The sequence below is a fragment of the Lignipirellula cremea genome (assembly GCF_056501455.1).
In genome coordinates, this window is record NZ_CM151415.1 from 2,164,079 (window position 1) to 2,180,359 (window position 16,281).

General features: G+C 65.6%; 9 protein-coding genes. 3 read left to right on the forward strand and 6 right to left on the reverse strand.

Features of this window, described 5'->3' with window-relative positions; translation table 11 throughout:
• Positions 1-60: 60 nt before the first annotated feature.
• The 6 genes from mfd to SH602x_RS08415 all read right to left on the reverse strand — a co-directional run bounded on the left by mfd (position 61) and on the right by SH602x_RS08415 (position 11,586).
• Positions 61-3,312, reverse strand: a complete 3,252-nt coding sequence (gene mfd, locus SH602x_RS08390; RefSeq protein ID WP_479476359.1) for a transcription-repair coupling factor — start codon at positions 3,310-3,312, stop codon at positions 61-63.
• Positions 3,313-3,458: 146 nt separating this feature from the next.
• Positions 3,459-4,217 carry a polyprenol monophosphomannose synthase gene (locus SH602x_RS08395; protein ID WP_479476360.1) on the reverse strand — a complete coding sequence of 253 codons (759 nt, stop codon included), beginning with the start codon at positions 4,215-4,217 and terminating at the stop codon, positions 3,459-3,461.
• A 404-nt stretch (positions 4,218-4,621) separates the two neighbouring features.
• Positions 4,622-5,566 carry an SDR family oxidoreductase gene (locus tag SH602x_RS08400; protein ID WP_479476361.1) on the reverse strand — a complete coding sequence of 315 codons (945 nt, stop codon included), beginning with the start codon at positions 5,564-5,566 and terminating at the stop codon, positions 4,622-4,624.
• 184 nt (positions 5,567-5,750) lie between these two features.
• Positions 5,751-7,439, reverse strand: coding sequence for a hypothetical protein (locus SH602x_RS08405; protein ID WP_479476362.1), 1,689 nt, complete (start codon positions 7,437-7,439; stop codon positions 5,751-5,753).
• 212 nt (positions 7,440-7,651) lie between these two features.
• Entirely contained in the window at positions 7,652-9,178 is a 1,527-nt protein-coding gene (locus tag SH602x_RS08410; RefSeq protein WP_479476363.1) for an ExeA family protein, read from the reverse strand.
• A 584-nt stretch (positions 9,179-9,762) separates the two neighbouring features.
• Positions 9,763-11,586 carry a hypothetical protein gene (locus SH602x_RS08415; protein WP_479476364.1) on the reverse strand — a complete coding sequence of 608 codons (1,824 nt, stop codon included), beginning with the start codon at positions 11,584-11,586 and terminating at the stop codon, positions 9,763-9,765.
• 178 nt (positions 11,587-11,764) lie between these two features.
• On the opposite strand from SH602x_RS08415, the gene SH602x_RS08420 reads away from it, so the two are divergent.
• The 3 genes from SH602x_RS08420 to SH602x_RS08430 all read left to right on the forward strand — a co-directional run bounded on the left by SH602x_RS08420 (position 11,765) and on the right by SH602x_RS08430 (position 15,657).
• Complete coding sequence (locus SH602x_RS08420) at positions 11,765-12,451, forward strand: phosphoribosylanthranilate isomerase (protein WP_479476365.1); 687 nt, start codon at positions 11,765-11,767, stop codon at positions 12,449-12,451.
• 300 nt (positions 12,452-12,751) lie between these two features.
• Positions 12,752-14,083, forward strand: a complete 1,332-nt coding sequence (ahcY, locus tag SH602x_RS08425; protein ID WP_479476366.1) for an adenosylhomocysteinase — start codon at positions 12,752-12,754, stop codon at positions 14,081-14,083.
• A gap of 251 nt (positions 14,084-14,334) precedes the next feature.
• Complete coding sequence (locus SH602x_RS08430; RefSeq protein ID WP_479476367.1) at positions 14,335-15,657, forward strand: DUF1015 domain-containing protein; 1,323 nt, start codon at positions 14,335-14,337, stop codon at positions 15,655-15,657.
• Positions 15,658-16,281 lie beyond the last annotated feature (624 nt).

A 16,281-nucleotide genomic window follows, 5' to 3' on the forward strand; every position in this document is an offset into this window, starting at 1 on the left:
TCCTTGCCATGCAGCGGGGATCTGGAAATCCGTGCGATCCATGCGCACGGGGCGATTCTTTTACGTAGAGGTCGCCGCGAATCGCAAGAGCGCTTTTGCATACGCGAGGTAACCCTCTTCGGTTCGCGCCCCTTCGGGAACGTTCGCGAAGCTGGTTCGGTCGTCAGCTGTCCGGATGCGGCGCTTGCTGCGCTGCGACAGCGCCTCTTTCCGTTCTTTCGAGTCGATCTTCAACATCAATCGTCCATCTTCGACGAACATCTTGGAAATTCCCCAGACAGCTCCCTCCAGACGGACCTCGATCACGTCCAGAAATCGCTCCGCCTGCGTCGGCAGCGGGCCGAAACGGTCGATCATCTCCTCCCGCATCGACGAAAGTTCGTCGAACCGATCGATCCGGTTAAGGCGCCGGTAGAGATCGATCTTCGCCCGGCGATCGCCGATGTAATCGTCCGGCAGGTAGGCCGTCCCGGGCAGATCGACTTCGACCTCGATCCGCAGGGGGGGAGCCTCCTTCTTCTTACGGCGAATGGCCTCCTCCAGGAGCCGGCAGTAGAGCTCGTATCCGACCGCCGCGATGTGGCCGCTCTGCTGGGAGCCCAGCAGATTGCCCGCGCCGCGAATTTCCAGGTCGCGCATCGCGATCTGAAACCCGGCGCCCATCTCGGAATACTCCTCGATCGCCGTCAGCCGCCGGGCGGCCGTCGAGTTGAGGAGCTTGCCCGGGTCGACCAGGAAGTAGGCGTAGGCGTCGCGGCCTGCCCGTCCGACGCGACCGCGAAGCTGGTGCAGATCGGCGAGCCCGTACTTGTCCGCCTCGTCGATGAAGATCGTGTTGGCGTTCGGAATGTCGAGACCGCTCTCCACGATCGTCGTCGCCAGGAGCATGTCGAACTTGTCCTGGACGAAGTCGACCATCACCTTTTCGAGCGCCGTCTCCGCCATCTGGCCATGGCCGACGCGCATCTTCGCCTCAGGGACGATCCGCTTCAGGCGCTCGCGCAGCTCCTCGATATCGTGCACGCGGTTGTGGACGAAGTAGATCTGCCCGCCCCGATCGAGTTCGCGAATGACCGCCTCGCGGATCATGTCGGGATCGAATCGGCTGACCTTCGTTTCGATCGCCTGCCGCGCCCGGGGAGGCGTTTCCAGGTTCGAGATGTCGCGGATGCCGACCAGCGACATATGCAGCGTGCGCGGAATCGGCGTCGCCGAAAGCGTGAGGACGTCGACCTCGGGATACGTCCGCTTCAGGCGCTCCTTCACCTCGACGCCGAAGCGTTGTTCCTCGTCGATGACGACCAGGCCCAGCTTGAAGAAGCTGATATCTTTCGAAGCCAGGCGATGCGTCCCGATGACGATGTCGACGTCGCCGGCGGCGATTCCTTTGACGTTCAGCTTCTCTTCGTCGCGTGAACAGAACCGGCTGAGCCGCGCGATCCGCAGGGGGAACGCCGCCATGCGCGCGCGAAAGCTCTGGAAGTGCTGTTCCACGAGGACCGTCGTGGGGGCGAGGATCGCTACCTGATAGCCGTTTTCCACCGCACGGAACGCGGCTCGCATCGCGACCTCGGTCTTGCCGAAGCCGACGTCGCCGCAGATCAGGCGGTCCATCGGCTTGGGGAGCGCCATGTCGACGCCGACGGCGTGAATCGCCCGCTCCTGGTCGGGCGTCTCTTCATAGGGGAACGTTCGCTCGAACTCCTCCAGCCATTCCGTCTGGCGGTTGAACGCGATCCCGAGTCGCAGCGATCGCTCGGCCTGGACCTCCAGCATCTCCTGCGCGAGATCCTCCACCGCCTCGCGCGCGGCTTCGGTTTGTTTCTGCCAGGTCTTGCTTCCCAGCGTCGCCAGCGTGGGACGGAGCTTGCTGCTTCCGATGTAACGCTGGATCAGGTCGATCCGCGACGCGGGGACGTAGACCTTCACGCCGCCGCGGAATTCGATCTCCAGATGCTCCTCGACGGAGCCTCCTTTGGAGAGCATGTTCATCCCGCGGAAGCGCCCGATCCCGTGCGACAGATGGACGACCAGATCGCCGTCGCGGAGATCGGTGAAGGAGTCGATCGCCTTCGTGCGATGGGCCTTCGGCAGCGGACGCTGGCGACCCCGTTCCAGAATCTCGTTGGAGCTGACGACGATCGTCCGCTCGCGACGCAGGCGAAAGCCCTCGCTGATCCAGCCGACGAGGAACTTCAGATGCGTCGCGTTGCGATCGACCAGTTCCTTGAGCGACTGTCGCAGGCGATCGGCCTCGCCGTCGGTCGGACAGACGACGTAGACGCGGTTGTCCGGCAGCAGGCGGTCGAGCTCTTCCTGCGCCCGGTCAAGCCCGACCTGCAGCCGCTGGACCGTGTCGACGCCGAGCGCGAAGACCCGGTCGGTCGCGCCCGTCGGCAACTGCGACGCGAGCAGCTTTCCGAAGGGTTGAGCCTGCTTCAGCAGATCGGGCAGCGTCCGCAAATCGGGAAGCTCGCCGTGCCGCTCCTTCATCGCGCGGGCCTGGCGATCGATCTTGTCGAGTTCGACCAGCACGAGCCACGAGCCCTGCGGCAGATGCTCCAGCAGCGTCTGATTCGGCGTCTCGTCGTCAAGTTCCAGCAGCAGATCGCAGGAGTCTTTCGGGCCGAGGCTGCGCTGCGACTGGGCGTCGTACTCGCGGATCGAGTCGAGCACGTCGTCGAAGAACTCCAGCCGGAAAGGCTTTTCGACCCCCAGCGGATAGACGTCCAGGATGCCGCCGCGGCGCGCGAAATCCCCCGGCTGCTCCGCCTGCGGGACATGCTTCAGTCCGCCATGGAAAAGCCGTTCCTGCAGTTCGTCGACGTCGAGCGTTTCGCCCTTCTTCAGCGAGATCCGCCCCCGCGCCAGGCTCTCGGCGCTGGGAACGGTCTGCAGCAGGGCGTTCGTCGTCGCCAGCACCAGCGGCGACGCCTTCGATTTCGAGCGACTCGCCGCGCTCCGCGCCAATTCCGTCAGCACGTTCAGCCGCTGGCCCTCGCGCTCGGTCCAGACGGGCGAGCCGCGCTCCTGAGAAATGGAACTGGCGAATTCGATGCCGGGCGACTCGAAGAACTCCAGATCCGCGGCCAGCGCGTCGAGATCGTCGTCCGTCGGCAGGACGACCGCGATCGGACCGGGAGCGATCTTCCTCAGCGTGGCCAGAAACAGGGCCAGGCTCGATCCGCCGATCTGTTCCCAGGAAACCTTCTCCCCCCGGGCGAGCCGTTCGGCGGTCTCGCGAACGTCGTCGCGCGCCGCCAGCATGCCCGGCAGTTCTGCCAGCGTCGGCGCGGACGTTTCAGTCGCCATCGAGACTCCGTTCGAGCTGTTTCATTAGCGAGCGGAGGGTGTCAGCCCTCCGTGGTCCGGACCTGTCTTCGCGCAGAAGACACGGAGGGCTGACACCCTCCGCTCGCCTATTTGACGTCCCGGTCGCCCGTGCAAATGCGCACGCTCTACCGCAGTCGCAGCCCCATGAGGAGGATGATCCCCAGGGCCGAGGCGGCTTCGCGCAGGTTGATTTTGGAAGATCCCCGCGTCCGGTCGACGAAGGTGATCGGCGTTTCCGCGAATCGGGCGCCGATCCGCTGCAGCCGGGCGAGAATCTCTTCCAGGTAAGAATATCCCTGGCTGCGGATCGAGTCGAGGTCGAGGCGACGAAGCACGCTCGCCCGATACGCCCGGAAAGCGCCGCTGCAATCGCGGATCGGGAGCCTGAGCAACGTCCTGGCGTAGGCGTTCACCGCCAGACTGGCGATCCGGCGCTTCAGCGGCCAGCCGTCGATGCCTCCCCCCGCGACGTAGCGACTGCCGATCGCGACGTCGATTTCGGGGCGTTCCCGAAGGATTCGCACCAGCTCGGGCAGCACGACGGGCGGATGGCTGAAATCGGCGTCCATCGTGACGACGACGTCGTAATTCCGCTCCAGCGCCCAGCGGAAGCCGGCGACCGTCGCCGATCCGAGCCCCAGCTTGCCCAAGCGATGGATGGCGAAGAGCCGCGGCTCGGTCTTCGCCCGCTCGTCGACGTACTGTCCCGTCCCGTCGGGCGAGCCGTCGTCGATGATCAGGACGTCCGCCTGCGGCAGGTTCGCGAAGATCGCGTCCAGCAGATCGGCGACGTTCTCCCGCTCGTTGTAAGTCGCGACCGCGACGACGGTACGCGGTTCGGGCGATCCGCTCGACATCGACGACGTATCAGACGGAGCGGTCAACGCGAAAGACCTGACGTAGCGGAGCTGCGAAAGCGTCGCATCTTACTTGACGTCGGACGCATCTCTGTAGGGCTGGCGCCCTCGCCTGCCGGAAACCTGGTACTCGCTGCGATGGCAGGCAAGCTTTTGTAGGTCAGGCCGTGCCTGACGGCTACTTCGATCGATTCCGATCTAGATGCAGGCCGGCTTCGTGCGGTCGTCAGGCACGGCCTGACCTACGAGTCCGGCAAGCCTTATACGTCAGGTTGATCGAAGAGTTTCGGGTGCCACTGGCTCCGCCAGTGCTGCATCTTGAAGGGTCGTCCAACCCGAGCGATCCGGCCTCCGGAAAAGCACTGGCGGAGCCAGTGGCACCCGGAGGAGAAGATGAGATTTAAGGCTCGTCTGACTACTACCAGACTCCTTTACGCGCCCGCCGTAAGCGCCCCGCGAAACGATTCGATGGTTCGTTCGAGGCCGTCGCGGAAGGGGACGCTCGGCTCGAAGCCGAGGACGCTCCTCGCGAGGGTGATATCCGCCTGCGAGAACTTCACGTCGCCTGCGCGGACGGGGCCGAAGATGGGCTCGATCTCGGCGCCGAGAAATTCGTTGATCGTCGCGACGAGATCCAGCAGCGAGTACGACTTGCCCGATGCGAGGTTGAACGTGCCGGTCGGAAACGATCCCTTCGCGGCCAGCAGGTTGCCCTGCACGACGTTGGCGACGTAGGTGAAGTCGCGGGATTGCAAGCCGTCGCCGTTGATCTTCGGCGCCTGACCGGCCAGCATCCGCTCGATGAAGATGGGGATGACCGCCGCGTAAGGGCCCGACGGATCCTGCCGGGGTCCGAAGACGTTGAAGTACCGCAGGACGACGGTCTGCAAGCCGTACGTCTCGTGAAACGCGCGGCAGTAGTACTCTCCCGCCAGCTTCGCCGCGGCATAGGGCGACAGGGGCGCCGGGAGGTCGCTTTCGCGATTCGAGGCGAAGGGCTGGTTGCCGTAGCAACTGCTCGAGCCGGCGAACACGACGCGTTTTACGCCGCTGCGACGCGAGGCATCTAGCACCGTCAGCGCGCCCGTGGCGGTCGCAGCGTGACTATCGAGCGGGCGATCGACGCTCTTGGGCACCGACGCCATCGCGGCCTGGTGGAAGACCCACTCCACGCCGTCGGTCAGCGACTGGACGAGATCGGCGTCGAGGACGCTCCCTTGAACGAATTCGACGTCGCTCTGAACGGTCGCGAGGTTCTTCGCGAAGCCGGTCGACAGGTCGTCGAGCACGCGCACGCGATGCCCTTCGGCGACCAGCGCTTCGACCAGGTGCGAACCGATGAACCCGGCGCCGCCGGTGACGAGACAGGAGGTCAACGGTCTATTCCCTAAGCGAATCGAAACGAATCCCAGGCGAACGGAGGGTCTCAGCCCTCAGTCCTTCAGCCCCGCGCGTCATCGTCGCGGCGCCGTCAATTTCAAGTCTACCGGAGCGCTGTTCGATCGTTTCGCTCGAGCAGGACACGGAGGGCTGACGCCCTCCGCTCGCCTTGGAGACGAATTAGCGAACGAGCGCGACGCCGATCGTCCGCGCGTTCGACGAGCGAAGGCGCTCCGCGGCGGCTTCGATCCGCGACGGTCGATCCCGATCGACGACCGCCAGCAGCAGCGACGCATCGGCCGCGCGGCAGAGTCTCCGCGCGATCTCCCCTTCGCCGGCGCCGACCCAGACGAGAATCAAACCGAATTCCTGCTTCGCCTTCGCGATCCAGGCGGAAACGCAGGCGCGCGCGTCCGATGCTTCGGGGAGCGCGTCGCCAGCCGGCAGCAGGCTGAGGTTTTCTCGCCCGACCGGATGCGCGAGATTGCGTCCTATCGCCGGCTGTCCCAGCGCTTCCGCGAAACCGGGCGACGCGGCGTGGTCGCACGCGGCGCTGATCTCGCGATTCGCGAAGTCGCCGTCGACGACCAGCGTGGAGACGCCCGTCGCGTCCGCGACCGCGGCGGCGATTGCGAGCGAAGCCGCGGAGCCGGGACCCGTCGCTTCGCAGCCGACGAGCGCCACGACGGTCGACACGCCCGGCGTGAAGCGATCGAGCAGGAACGCTGCCAGCTCGCGAAGTTCGTGCGTCGGTTCCGGGAAGGGGGCCGGTACATTCGCGACGGCGGGAGCTTCCTCCGGCGCGAGATGCGGTTGCGACGCCAGCGCCGCCGCGACGGAAGCCTGCTCCGCTCCTGCGACTTCGAGCACGTCGAACGCGCCGGAATCAAGCGCCGGCGATTCCGGCGAAACGGGCATCACGGGCTGGGCAGCGGACGCCGCGTCAAGGATCGGCGAAGGGCTTTCGACCGTCGCGAACGATGACTGCGCGATCTCAGGGGCAGGCTTCCGCAACTCGGCCTGCCAGGGAAGCTCGTCCATCTCGGAGAGCAGCATCGTCGTGAACTGACGATCCGACTCGACTGCCGCCTCCCACCGCGCGTCGGTCGTACGACGCGGCGCCCCCTCGAAGAACGCGGCCAGGTTCGAGGCGACCGGCGCCTCCGGGGCGAGTTCGACGATCGGCTGCGTGACGAAGGTTTCCGCAGCGCTCGCGACGGGCGGCGCGGGCACGTGAAACGCTCCGGTCATATCGCCGACCGACAGCGGCATGTGCTGCGTCAGTCCCGAAAGATCCGTCGCGTCGCTGTCCGCTGGCGACCCGAAGCCCGTTTCGGGCACGCTCGACTTCTTCGGATCGACGACCGCGGGGATCGTGGCCGAGGCGTCGAGATAGTCGTGCAGGTGACCGGTGAAAGCCTGCGTCGGTTCGCTGGCCGAGCGGCGCACCACCGACAGGTCGATCGTCGGCTGCGGCGTCGACTTGTAGAGCTGCGTCTCTTCGAGCGATGACTTGCGAACGTTCGCATGCGGCTGCGTCAGCGCCGACAGTCGCGCGTTCGCGGGCGAAACGAGTTCGGTCGGCGCCGAAACGTCGGAAATCCGGGCAACCGGCATCGTCGCGTGCGACGTCTCCGCCGGCGGTATCGCGACGGGCATCGTCGCAGCAGGAACCGGCGCGGGGGCGGCGGCCTGGGGGGCCGGCGGTGCATCCGCTTCGAGGGACAACTCGTCATCCAGCAGCGACGACAGACTGTCGAGCGAGAACTCGCTCATGGTCTGACGCATCGCCGACAGGCCCCCCAGTTCGGCGGCCTTGGGCGAGAGCTGCGGCTTAAAGGCGGCGGGCGATTCGGGGCGTGCAGACATTCGATTCTCAGACCGCGACGGGTCTGCCGGAAGTCGCGGCCGAGATCGCGAATCCGGCGAGGGCGAAGTCTTCCCGTGAATCAGGGAGGCGCTTCACCGCTCGGCTGCTCGAATTCGACGTCGCTCTGAAAGCCGCACGGAGTTTCCCTCCGCACGGCGAGCGACCTGGCGCTGACCGATCCGTCAGCGCGGCCCCCGTTACAGCGGAGAGATCAATGAGTCTGGCGGAGCCGTGCGAAAAGCTGCCGGGAATCGACGACGGCTCCCGACTCTGCCCGGGGAGCCTCTTCGCGCACGTCTTCCTCTACCAAAATTAGGTCACGATCATCCGCCGGGGCGAATCGCAGGGGCGAAATCTGCAACGTCGCATCCAGCAGATCCTGCTCGAGTGACCCGCGCAATTCCTGACGCGGCGCCTCGATACGATCGTTACGATCCCGCTCGGCCGATTCGACCCGAATCGTGCGAGCGCGATCCTCCCGCGACTTCGCGTCGGCCTTCGGCGTCTCTCGGACCGCAGGAGCCGTGCGAGCGGGATCCTTGCGCATGGAGCCGGGCGAAGCCGAGCGGGCCTCGAACGATGCCGCCGGCGAAGGAGCGATGCGGGAGACCCGATCCTCGACCAGCGCCTCCTCGTCGAACGACTCGGCGAACGGATCCCAGCCGACCGGCTCTTCGTACGCGTCGGCTTCTTCGTCGACCTGCGGAATGGCGAGGTCGACCTGCGGAATGGCGAGCCAAGTCTCCCGATCGCGGAGGGAATTCGATTCGAAACCGAAGTCGTAGACGCCCGGCTCGACTGCGTCGGCGTCCTCTTCCTCCGTCACCGAAACGAAGGCGGTCGTCGAACGCGCAGGCTCGTCGGCCAGGGCGCCGAACTCCACGATGCCTGAGCGACCGGCGAACGTGGCGGGCTCCTTCGTCGGCAGAGGAAGCTGCTGCAGGTCGGCCCACGCCGTTTCGATGCGATGGGCGTCGATGCGCGTCGCGCCCGCTTCCGCCGCCAGAACCAGCGCATGATCGCAGAGCTGATTCACCGCGCGAGGGAACCCGGTCGTCGCGTGATAGATCGCGACGTACGCGTTTTCGTCGAAGACCGCTTCGGGCGACCCGCCGACCCGACGCCACTGCGACTGGATGTAGTTCCGCGTCTCTTCGCGGTTCCAGGGATGCAGATAGCGACGCATGCCGAGCCGCTGCTGGAACGCCTCCATCCGCGGATGCGACAGCTTCTCGTCCAGCGACGGACCGCCCGCGAGCACCAGGCGGATCCGGGGCTCGCCCCCCTGCACGACGTTGGCGAGCAGCCGCAACTCTTCCAGGACGCGGAGGGGCAGCAGATCGGCTTCGTCGATGACGAGCAGCATTCCGCGGGGCGAGGCCTTCTCGTCATTCGCGCTGGCGAGGACGTCCAGACGGAAGTCGTTCTCTTCGCCCCCGCGATGAGGCAGCCCCAGACCGAACAGCAGGTTCTGCAGCAGGGCCTTCCGCGTCGCCAGACGCACGCCCTGCAGCGAGACGATCCGGAAGTCGCCCGCGAAAGCTTCTTCGATCATCCGGCAGAGCAACGTCTTGCCCGTGCCGGGAGGGCCGATCACCACGGTGACGCCTTCGCCGCGGGAAATCGAACGCAGGGCGCTGGAGCGGGCCTGTTCGATTTCCGTCGACGGAAAGAAACGATCCGTGCGGGGGTAGGGCGAGAAGGGGCGCGAGCTCAGTCGGAAGAGCGCCTCGTACATGAATCCGTTCGCCTGGGTACGAGTGGGAGTTGCGTTCGGTCGACCGTCGGGAATCGATCGCGAACGATCAGCGGAAGCGGCGGCGCCGTGCCGCGCGACGAATCGAAACGACGAAAGAAGTTCGCCGTCGTTCGTTCGGGCGCAGCGTGCAGGGGATCAGCGCGTGCCGGAGGCGCCGCTCGATCGACTACGACCGAAACGACGCCTGTACCTTTTTCGGCTCGCGAGAGACGCGACTTGCGGAGGAACGGCGCCAGCCGGTCTTGCCGGTCGATTCGGTCGCGCCGCGAAGCATCCGACGCGCGAACAGAACGCCCGCGGGCCGGCAAAGTCGCCGCGACCTGCCGAGCTTCGCTTCAGCGTCTGCAAGCCCGTCGATCAAGCTGACGGTTTTGCCGCTGACGAAACTACTGGCTCGTCTAGCGTTCGACGTCAGGTTCCGACACTTCCGTGTGCCATGCCCACATCGCGCCAGCAGGGTGGGCATGCTGAGGGCCGCCCGAACCTAACATGCCCACGCTGCTCCGCGACGTGGGCATGGCACACAGAGCCTTCGATCCTGATGACCGAAAATGGCCCCTCTTCTACGTCAGGCTTTGAAGCGCCTGCCACGCGATGGCGAGCGGCTGGCGGAGGATCTGTTCGCAGCGAGGGTTCTCCGCCGCGAGCGCCGCGACGCAGAACACGGCTGTCGCGAACGCAGCGCCTTCGACCAGCTTCAGGCTGCTCGAGACGGCGACCGAGGCGACGTTCCGCTTCGGCTTGCGATCGAGCAGACCTGCCGTCGATTGACCGACGACCGGCAGACCCGACGCCAGGCGGACCTCTTCGGCCGATCCGATCGCCCGTTCGCGACCGACCAGCCAGGCGAGGGAAGTCATCACTCCGGAGAACAGCAGCGATCCGACCAGCAGGAGCGCGAAACGCATCTGCACGCTCCCGGTCTCTTCCAGATCGACGATCTCGGCACGTAGTACCGACGAACTCGCCGCAGCCGGGACGACTGACTTTGCGGGCGTTCCCTGCGATTCGGCCGCCCCTTCCGCGGACAGCGCCTGCGCTGCTTCCGAGAGCGAACGGAGTTCTTCCTTCATTATCTCTTCCGAGCGAATCGCCCGTTCGAGCGCTGCGGCGACTGCTTGCTTGCTGGCTGCGATTTCCGCGGCAGCCGCCTGCTTCGCGGCCTCGTCATCGTGTTTCTCCTCGACCGTCGGAGAAGCCTTCAGTTCGGGCGCGACCTTTTCAGGCGCCGGAGCGGGCCGCGATTCCGGAGGCGTCGAATTCGATTGCGGAGCAACGGGCTGTGACACGATCGACTGCGGAGCGATCTGGTTGGGAACGACCGGCTGCGGAGCGACCGGCTCCGGCACGACGGGTGGGGGGACGAACGACTGCGCGGGAGGCGTCGGGACGGGATCGTTCGACGGCGCGAAAAGCTTCGCGAGTTCGCGTCGATCGCGCTCCAGCCGTTCGATGGCGACGCCGAGCGCGGTTGCGACCGGGTGATGCGCCGTGAACTTGCTGAGCAGTTCTTTCTGCGCCGCCTTCTTCGCCGCGATATCGGCGTCGAGATCCGCGAGTCGACGCTCGATGTCGGCCTGCGGCAGACTGGGCGAGACTTGCCACAGGACGTTCTTCAGCGTCGACGCGTTGAACGACGTCGGCTGAGCATTGACGCCGCCCAGATCGCTAACGCCCGGCGCCGCCGCGGAGTCGGCAGTCGACTGCTTCTCCCTGACGCTCTTCTGACTGGAACCGGTTTCGTCCGCGAGTTCCGAACGCAAGGAGCGCAGTTCTTCGAAGTGTTCGTCCAAAGCTTTCCGCAACCGGTCCTGCTCGCGACGAATCGATGCGAGCGCCTGTTCCCGTTCGGCGACCTTCGCCGAGTCGGAAGCTTGCGGAACGGCGACTGACGTCGCGGCAGGATCAGCGATAACGGATGCTTCGTCGAAGCTCCGCACGATCGCCTGAGCGAACCGCTCGGCTCGCAGGCTGTCGGAATCGGAAAGAGCGATCTCGACGCCGACCAGTTCGCCGTCGCTTTTGAGTGGCGACGCGACCAGCGTCGATTCCGCGCGGACCGACGTCGGCAGGAACGAAGCCAACTTCGCGAAGACGAACGCTTTCGGCTTCCCCGTCTGGTCAGCTTCCGCCGCCCACAGCGCCCGTTCGCTGGCGTCGGCGACCGTGGCTTCGACTTCCGCCAGTTTCGCCTGGCGATCGGTTTCCGAAAGGTTTTCGGCGAACGTCATGCGAACGGCCAGACGACGCTGCACCGCGTCGGGCGGCCAGAACGCGGCGCCCAGCACGATCGCGCCGAGCCCGCTCATCAGGAAGACTCGCGACAGCCGGCAGTAGCGCCCGCGACAGTTCGAGGCGCCGGCGATCGGTCGGTTGGATGCAGACATACGCGTCGAATCGAAGAAAGGTGCGTCGGCGGGGCCGCGAGCTCCGCAATGCGGACTTCGGGCGCCTATCATCTATCTCCATATAGGTCACGTTCCCGGCGCAAGCGGGCGACTCGTCCGCGACGTCCCCTCGGAATAGGATGACCGGCTGCCCCTGATTCCGTGCCCTGAGCCTCGCGTGCCCGACCCTTCCCCTCCGATTCGCATCAAAATCTGCGGCTGTACCGATCCTGCCGACTTCGCCGGCTGGGAGGGAAGCGCCGTCGATGCGGTCGGGCTCAACTTTTTCCCGGGCAGCAAGCGCTTCCTGGCTCCCGAGCGACGATCGGCCGTGGCGGACGCGATCCCGACGCATCTGGTCCGCGTCGGCGTGTTCGTCAACGAATCGCCCAAGGCGATCCGTCGCGCGGCAGAGGAATGCGACCTCGACTGCGTTCAGCTCCATGGCGACGAGCCGCCTGACGTCGAAGCCGCTCTCACCGACTTGAAAATCATCCGCGCGATTCGATGCGTCAATTCGCCGCAGGCAGCGGTGGAGGCGTACTTTCGGCGGATGGAGGCTGCGGGAATCCGGGCAGCGGAGACCCTTCTCCTCGACGCGTACCGTCCGGGGGCGTGGGGCGGGACAGGGGCGACCCTCCCCTGGGCCGACCTCGAAACCGTCTTCGCCGACTGGCCCGGCGTGCGCTGGCTGCTGGCCGGGGGACTCACCCCGGAGAACGTCGCCGGGGCGATCGAGCAGGCGAAACCGTTCGGCGTCGACGTCGCCGGCGGCGTGGAAGTCTCTCCCGGCCGGAAAGAGTCTGCCGCGGTGCGACGTTTCGCCGAACGCGCCGACGCGGCGCTGCGTAAGCAGGATCGGTAACTCGAATGGGGCGAGCGGAGAGCGTCAGCCCTCCGTGTTCCGGTCCGGTCGTACCCGCGAGAAAGACACGGAGGGCTGACGCCCTCCGCTCGCCGGAAAGATGTCGTATCCGGCGCCAGGGGTTTGGAAAAAATCGGCAATTGCAGTTAGATTGTTAAACTTAAGCGTTCGTCTCGGTTGACCGAACGGAGTCGTCTCGGCCCGCCCAGATGCTTCGCCCGGAACCATCGGGCTTCGCTCGGGGCGTCCGCCGATCGCTTTCGGACGCCTGATTGCCTTCGCCCTCAAGGAAAGTCGCTCGTGTCGCAAACGGAAACCCGTCTGCCTTATAAGGTCAAGAACATGGCCCTGGCCGGCCTCGGCCGCCGGGAGATCATGCTCGCGGAAAACGAGATGCCGGGCCTGATGGCTCTGCGGGAAAAATACGGCAAAGAGAAGCCGCTGGCCGGCGCCCGCATCGCCGGCTGCCTGCACATGACCATCCAGACGGCGGTCCTGATCGAGACGCTGACCGCGCTCGGCGCCGAGGTCACCTGGAGCAGCTGCAACATCTTCTCGACCCAGGATCAGGCCGCCGCCGCGATCGCGGAAACGGGCGTCCCGGTCTACGCCTGGAAGGGAATGAACAACGAGGAGTTCGACTGGTGCATCGAACAGACCCTGTTCATGCCCAGCGGCGAACCGCTGAACATGATCCTCGATGACGGCGGCGACCTGACCGCGATGGTCTACGACAAGTACCCCGAAATGCTCGCGAACATCCGCGGCATCTCGGAGGAGACCACCACAGGCGTTCACCGCCTGTACCAGATGCACAAGAAGGGGACGCTCAAGACCCCCTGCATCAACGTCAACGACTCGGTCACCAAGAGCAAGTTCGACAACCTGTACGGCTGTCGCGAATCGCTGGCTGACGGCATCAAGCGCGCGACCGACGTGATGGTCGCCGGCAAGGTGGTCGTCATCTGCGGTTACGGCGACGTCGGCAAGGGCTGCGCTCACTCCATGCAGCGCTACGGCGCTCGCGTGATCGTGACCGAGATCGATCCCATCAACGCCCTGCAGGCGGCGATGGAAGGTTTCGAGGTCACGACCATCGACGAGGCCTGCACCGAGGGCGACATCTTCGTCACCACGACGGGCAACCGCGACATCATCATGGCGTCGCACATGGAGCAGATGAAGAACGACTCCATCGTCTGCAACATCGGCCACTTCGACCTGGAAGTCGACGTCGCCGGCCTGCAGGCGACCAAGGGCGTCAAGCGTCTCCGGATCAAGGACGACCAGGACGTCGGCGGCCCGGTCGATCGCTATACCTTCACGCACGGTCGCTCGATCCTGCTGCTGGCCGAAGGTCGCCTGGTCAACCTCGGCTGCGCGACGGGTCACCCCTCGTTCGTGATGAGCGCCTCGTTCACGAACCAGGTGCTCGCCCAGATGGAACTGTTCAACTCGGCGGAGAAGTACCCGATCGGCGTCCACGTCCTGCCCAAGCGGCTGGACGAAGAGGTCGCCCGGCTGCACCTCGGCAAGCTCGGCGTGAAGCTGACGAAGCTCTCCGCGGAGCAGGCCGACTACATCGGCGTTCCCGTCGAAGGCCCCTTCAAGCCCGATCACTACCGCTACTAAGCGGCAGCGATCCGACGCTGACTGGAAATCCGAAACGCCCGGCGAACCCATCGCCGGGCGTTTTTCTTTGTCCGGGGCGAGCGGGGGGTGTGAGCCCTCCGTGGTCGGAAAGCGGTTCACGCGTCGAGTAGACACGGAGGGCTTACACCCTCCGCTCGCCAAGGCGACGCCTCGCGGCGCGCCATTTCCGAATCCTGCTAGAATCGGCCCCTTTCCGGTTCGACCCGAAGCTGACGCAGGAACGACTCTCCATGGCGGATGTACACGCCTTTCGCGGCATTCGATACGACGCTGGCCAGATCGGCGCATTGAGCGACGTGATCGCTCCGCCGTACGACGTGATCTCGCCCGATCTGCAGGACCAGCTCTACAAGAAGCATCCCTGCAACGTCGTGCGCCTGATCCTCAACCGCGACGAGCCGGGCGACGACGACCAGAACAACCGCTACTCCCGCGCGGCCCAGTTCTTCCGCAACTGGAAGCGGGACGGCGTGCTGTCGACCGAGCCCGATCCCTGCCTGTACGTCTACCACCAGGTCTTCACGTACGGCGGCGTCGAGTATTGCCGGCGGGGCTTCATGGGCCGCGTGCGGCTGGAACCGTTCGGAGAGGGGCGGATCTATCCCCACGAAGAAACGCACGCCAGCGCCAAGGAAGACCGCCTGAAGCTGACCAAGGCCTGCAAGGCGAATCTGAGCCAGATCTTCGGCATCTATCCCGACGCCGAGAACGTCGTTCAGAACCTGCTCGAAGAGAAGATCGTCGGCGCCAATCCGCTCGAGGCGACCGATCACCTGGGCGTCGTGCATCGCGTCTGGCCCGTGAGCGACGTCCGGACGATCGGCGACGTCTCCAAGCTGCTGGGACCCAAGCCGGTCTTCGTCGCCGACGGCCATCATCGATACGAGACGGCCTGCAACTATCGCAACTGGCTCAAGGAGCAGAACGGCGGCCAGCTCGATAGCGAGCACCCGGCGAACTTCGTCCTGATGATGTTCATCTCGATGCAGGACCCGGGGATGATCGTGCTTCCCACGCATCGCCTCCTGACGGGCCTGCCCGGCCTGACGCAGCAGTCGCTGATCGAGAAACTGGGCGGCTCGTTCCTGGTCGAACCGGCGGGCGAAGGGATCGAGCAGGCGGGCCCGCTGTGGGACGAGATCGAAACCGAAGGGGGTCAGGACGCCTTCGCGATCATGACTCAGGCCGACAAGAAATGGTCGCTGGTCCACCTGACCGATCAGGGCCGCGAGGAACTGAAGGCGCTCGCCGCCGAGCATTCGGACGTCTGGCGCACGCTGGGCGTGGCGATACTCCACACGCTGCTGCTGGAGAAGAAGCTGGGCCGCGATCCCCACATCAAGCCGAAGTACGTCCACCTCGTGGAAGAGGTCGTCGACGGCATGACCAACGGCGATCCTGCCTGGGGCCCGTTCGACGCCGGCATCCTGGTCATGCCCGCCACGCTGGGCCACATCGAATCGGTCAGCCAGTTCGGCGAGCGGATGCCGGCCAAGAGCACCTACTTCTATCCCAAGCTCCTCAGCGGGCTGGTGATCAACCCGGTGGAGTGAGCGAGAGCCACCGCTCTTCATCAGGCGAGCGGAGGGTGTCAGCCCTCCGAGTCCGATAGGTCAGGCATCGCCTGACGGCTACTTTGAAACGTACGGCGGCCGATTACCCGGCCGCCGTTTTTCGTTTTGGCGACCTGAGCAGACGCGACCCAGCGGCTTGTCGTCTTCAGGCGATACCTGACCTCCCCATGGGACCAGGCTCATTCCTCAGGCTCGACGGTTCCGTGTGCCATGCCCACATCTCCGAAGGAAGGGTGGGCATGCTTAAGGGCCGGCCGAACCTTGCATGCCCACCCTGCTGACGCGATGCGGGCATCGCACACACGCAGCCTTCTGTCGTCAGGCGATGGCTCACTGTGAAGAGCGGATCGTTTCACGTGAAACCGCGGCGGCTTTGCCGGTCGCGGGCGAGTCTGCCGGGAATGCGTTTCCCGTGAAACATGCGGGCTGCGATCAGCGCGCCGCTGGGCGCTCCGCCCGGGGAGATCGCAGCCTCCGAGGTCGTCCAAAGAAAAGTGTCGCCTTCTCGGGTGGACAGCGCGTATCGTTCCTTTGGCGGGGATAAGCGCCGGCCCAGGCGTCGCGGTCGAAATTCTAGATACTCGACCCTCGACTGGCCCACGA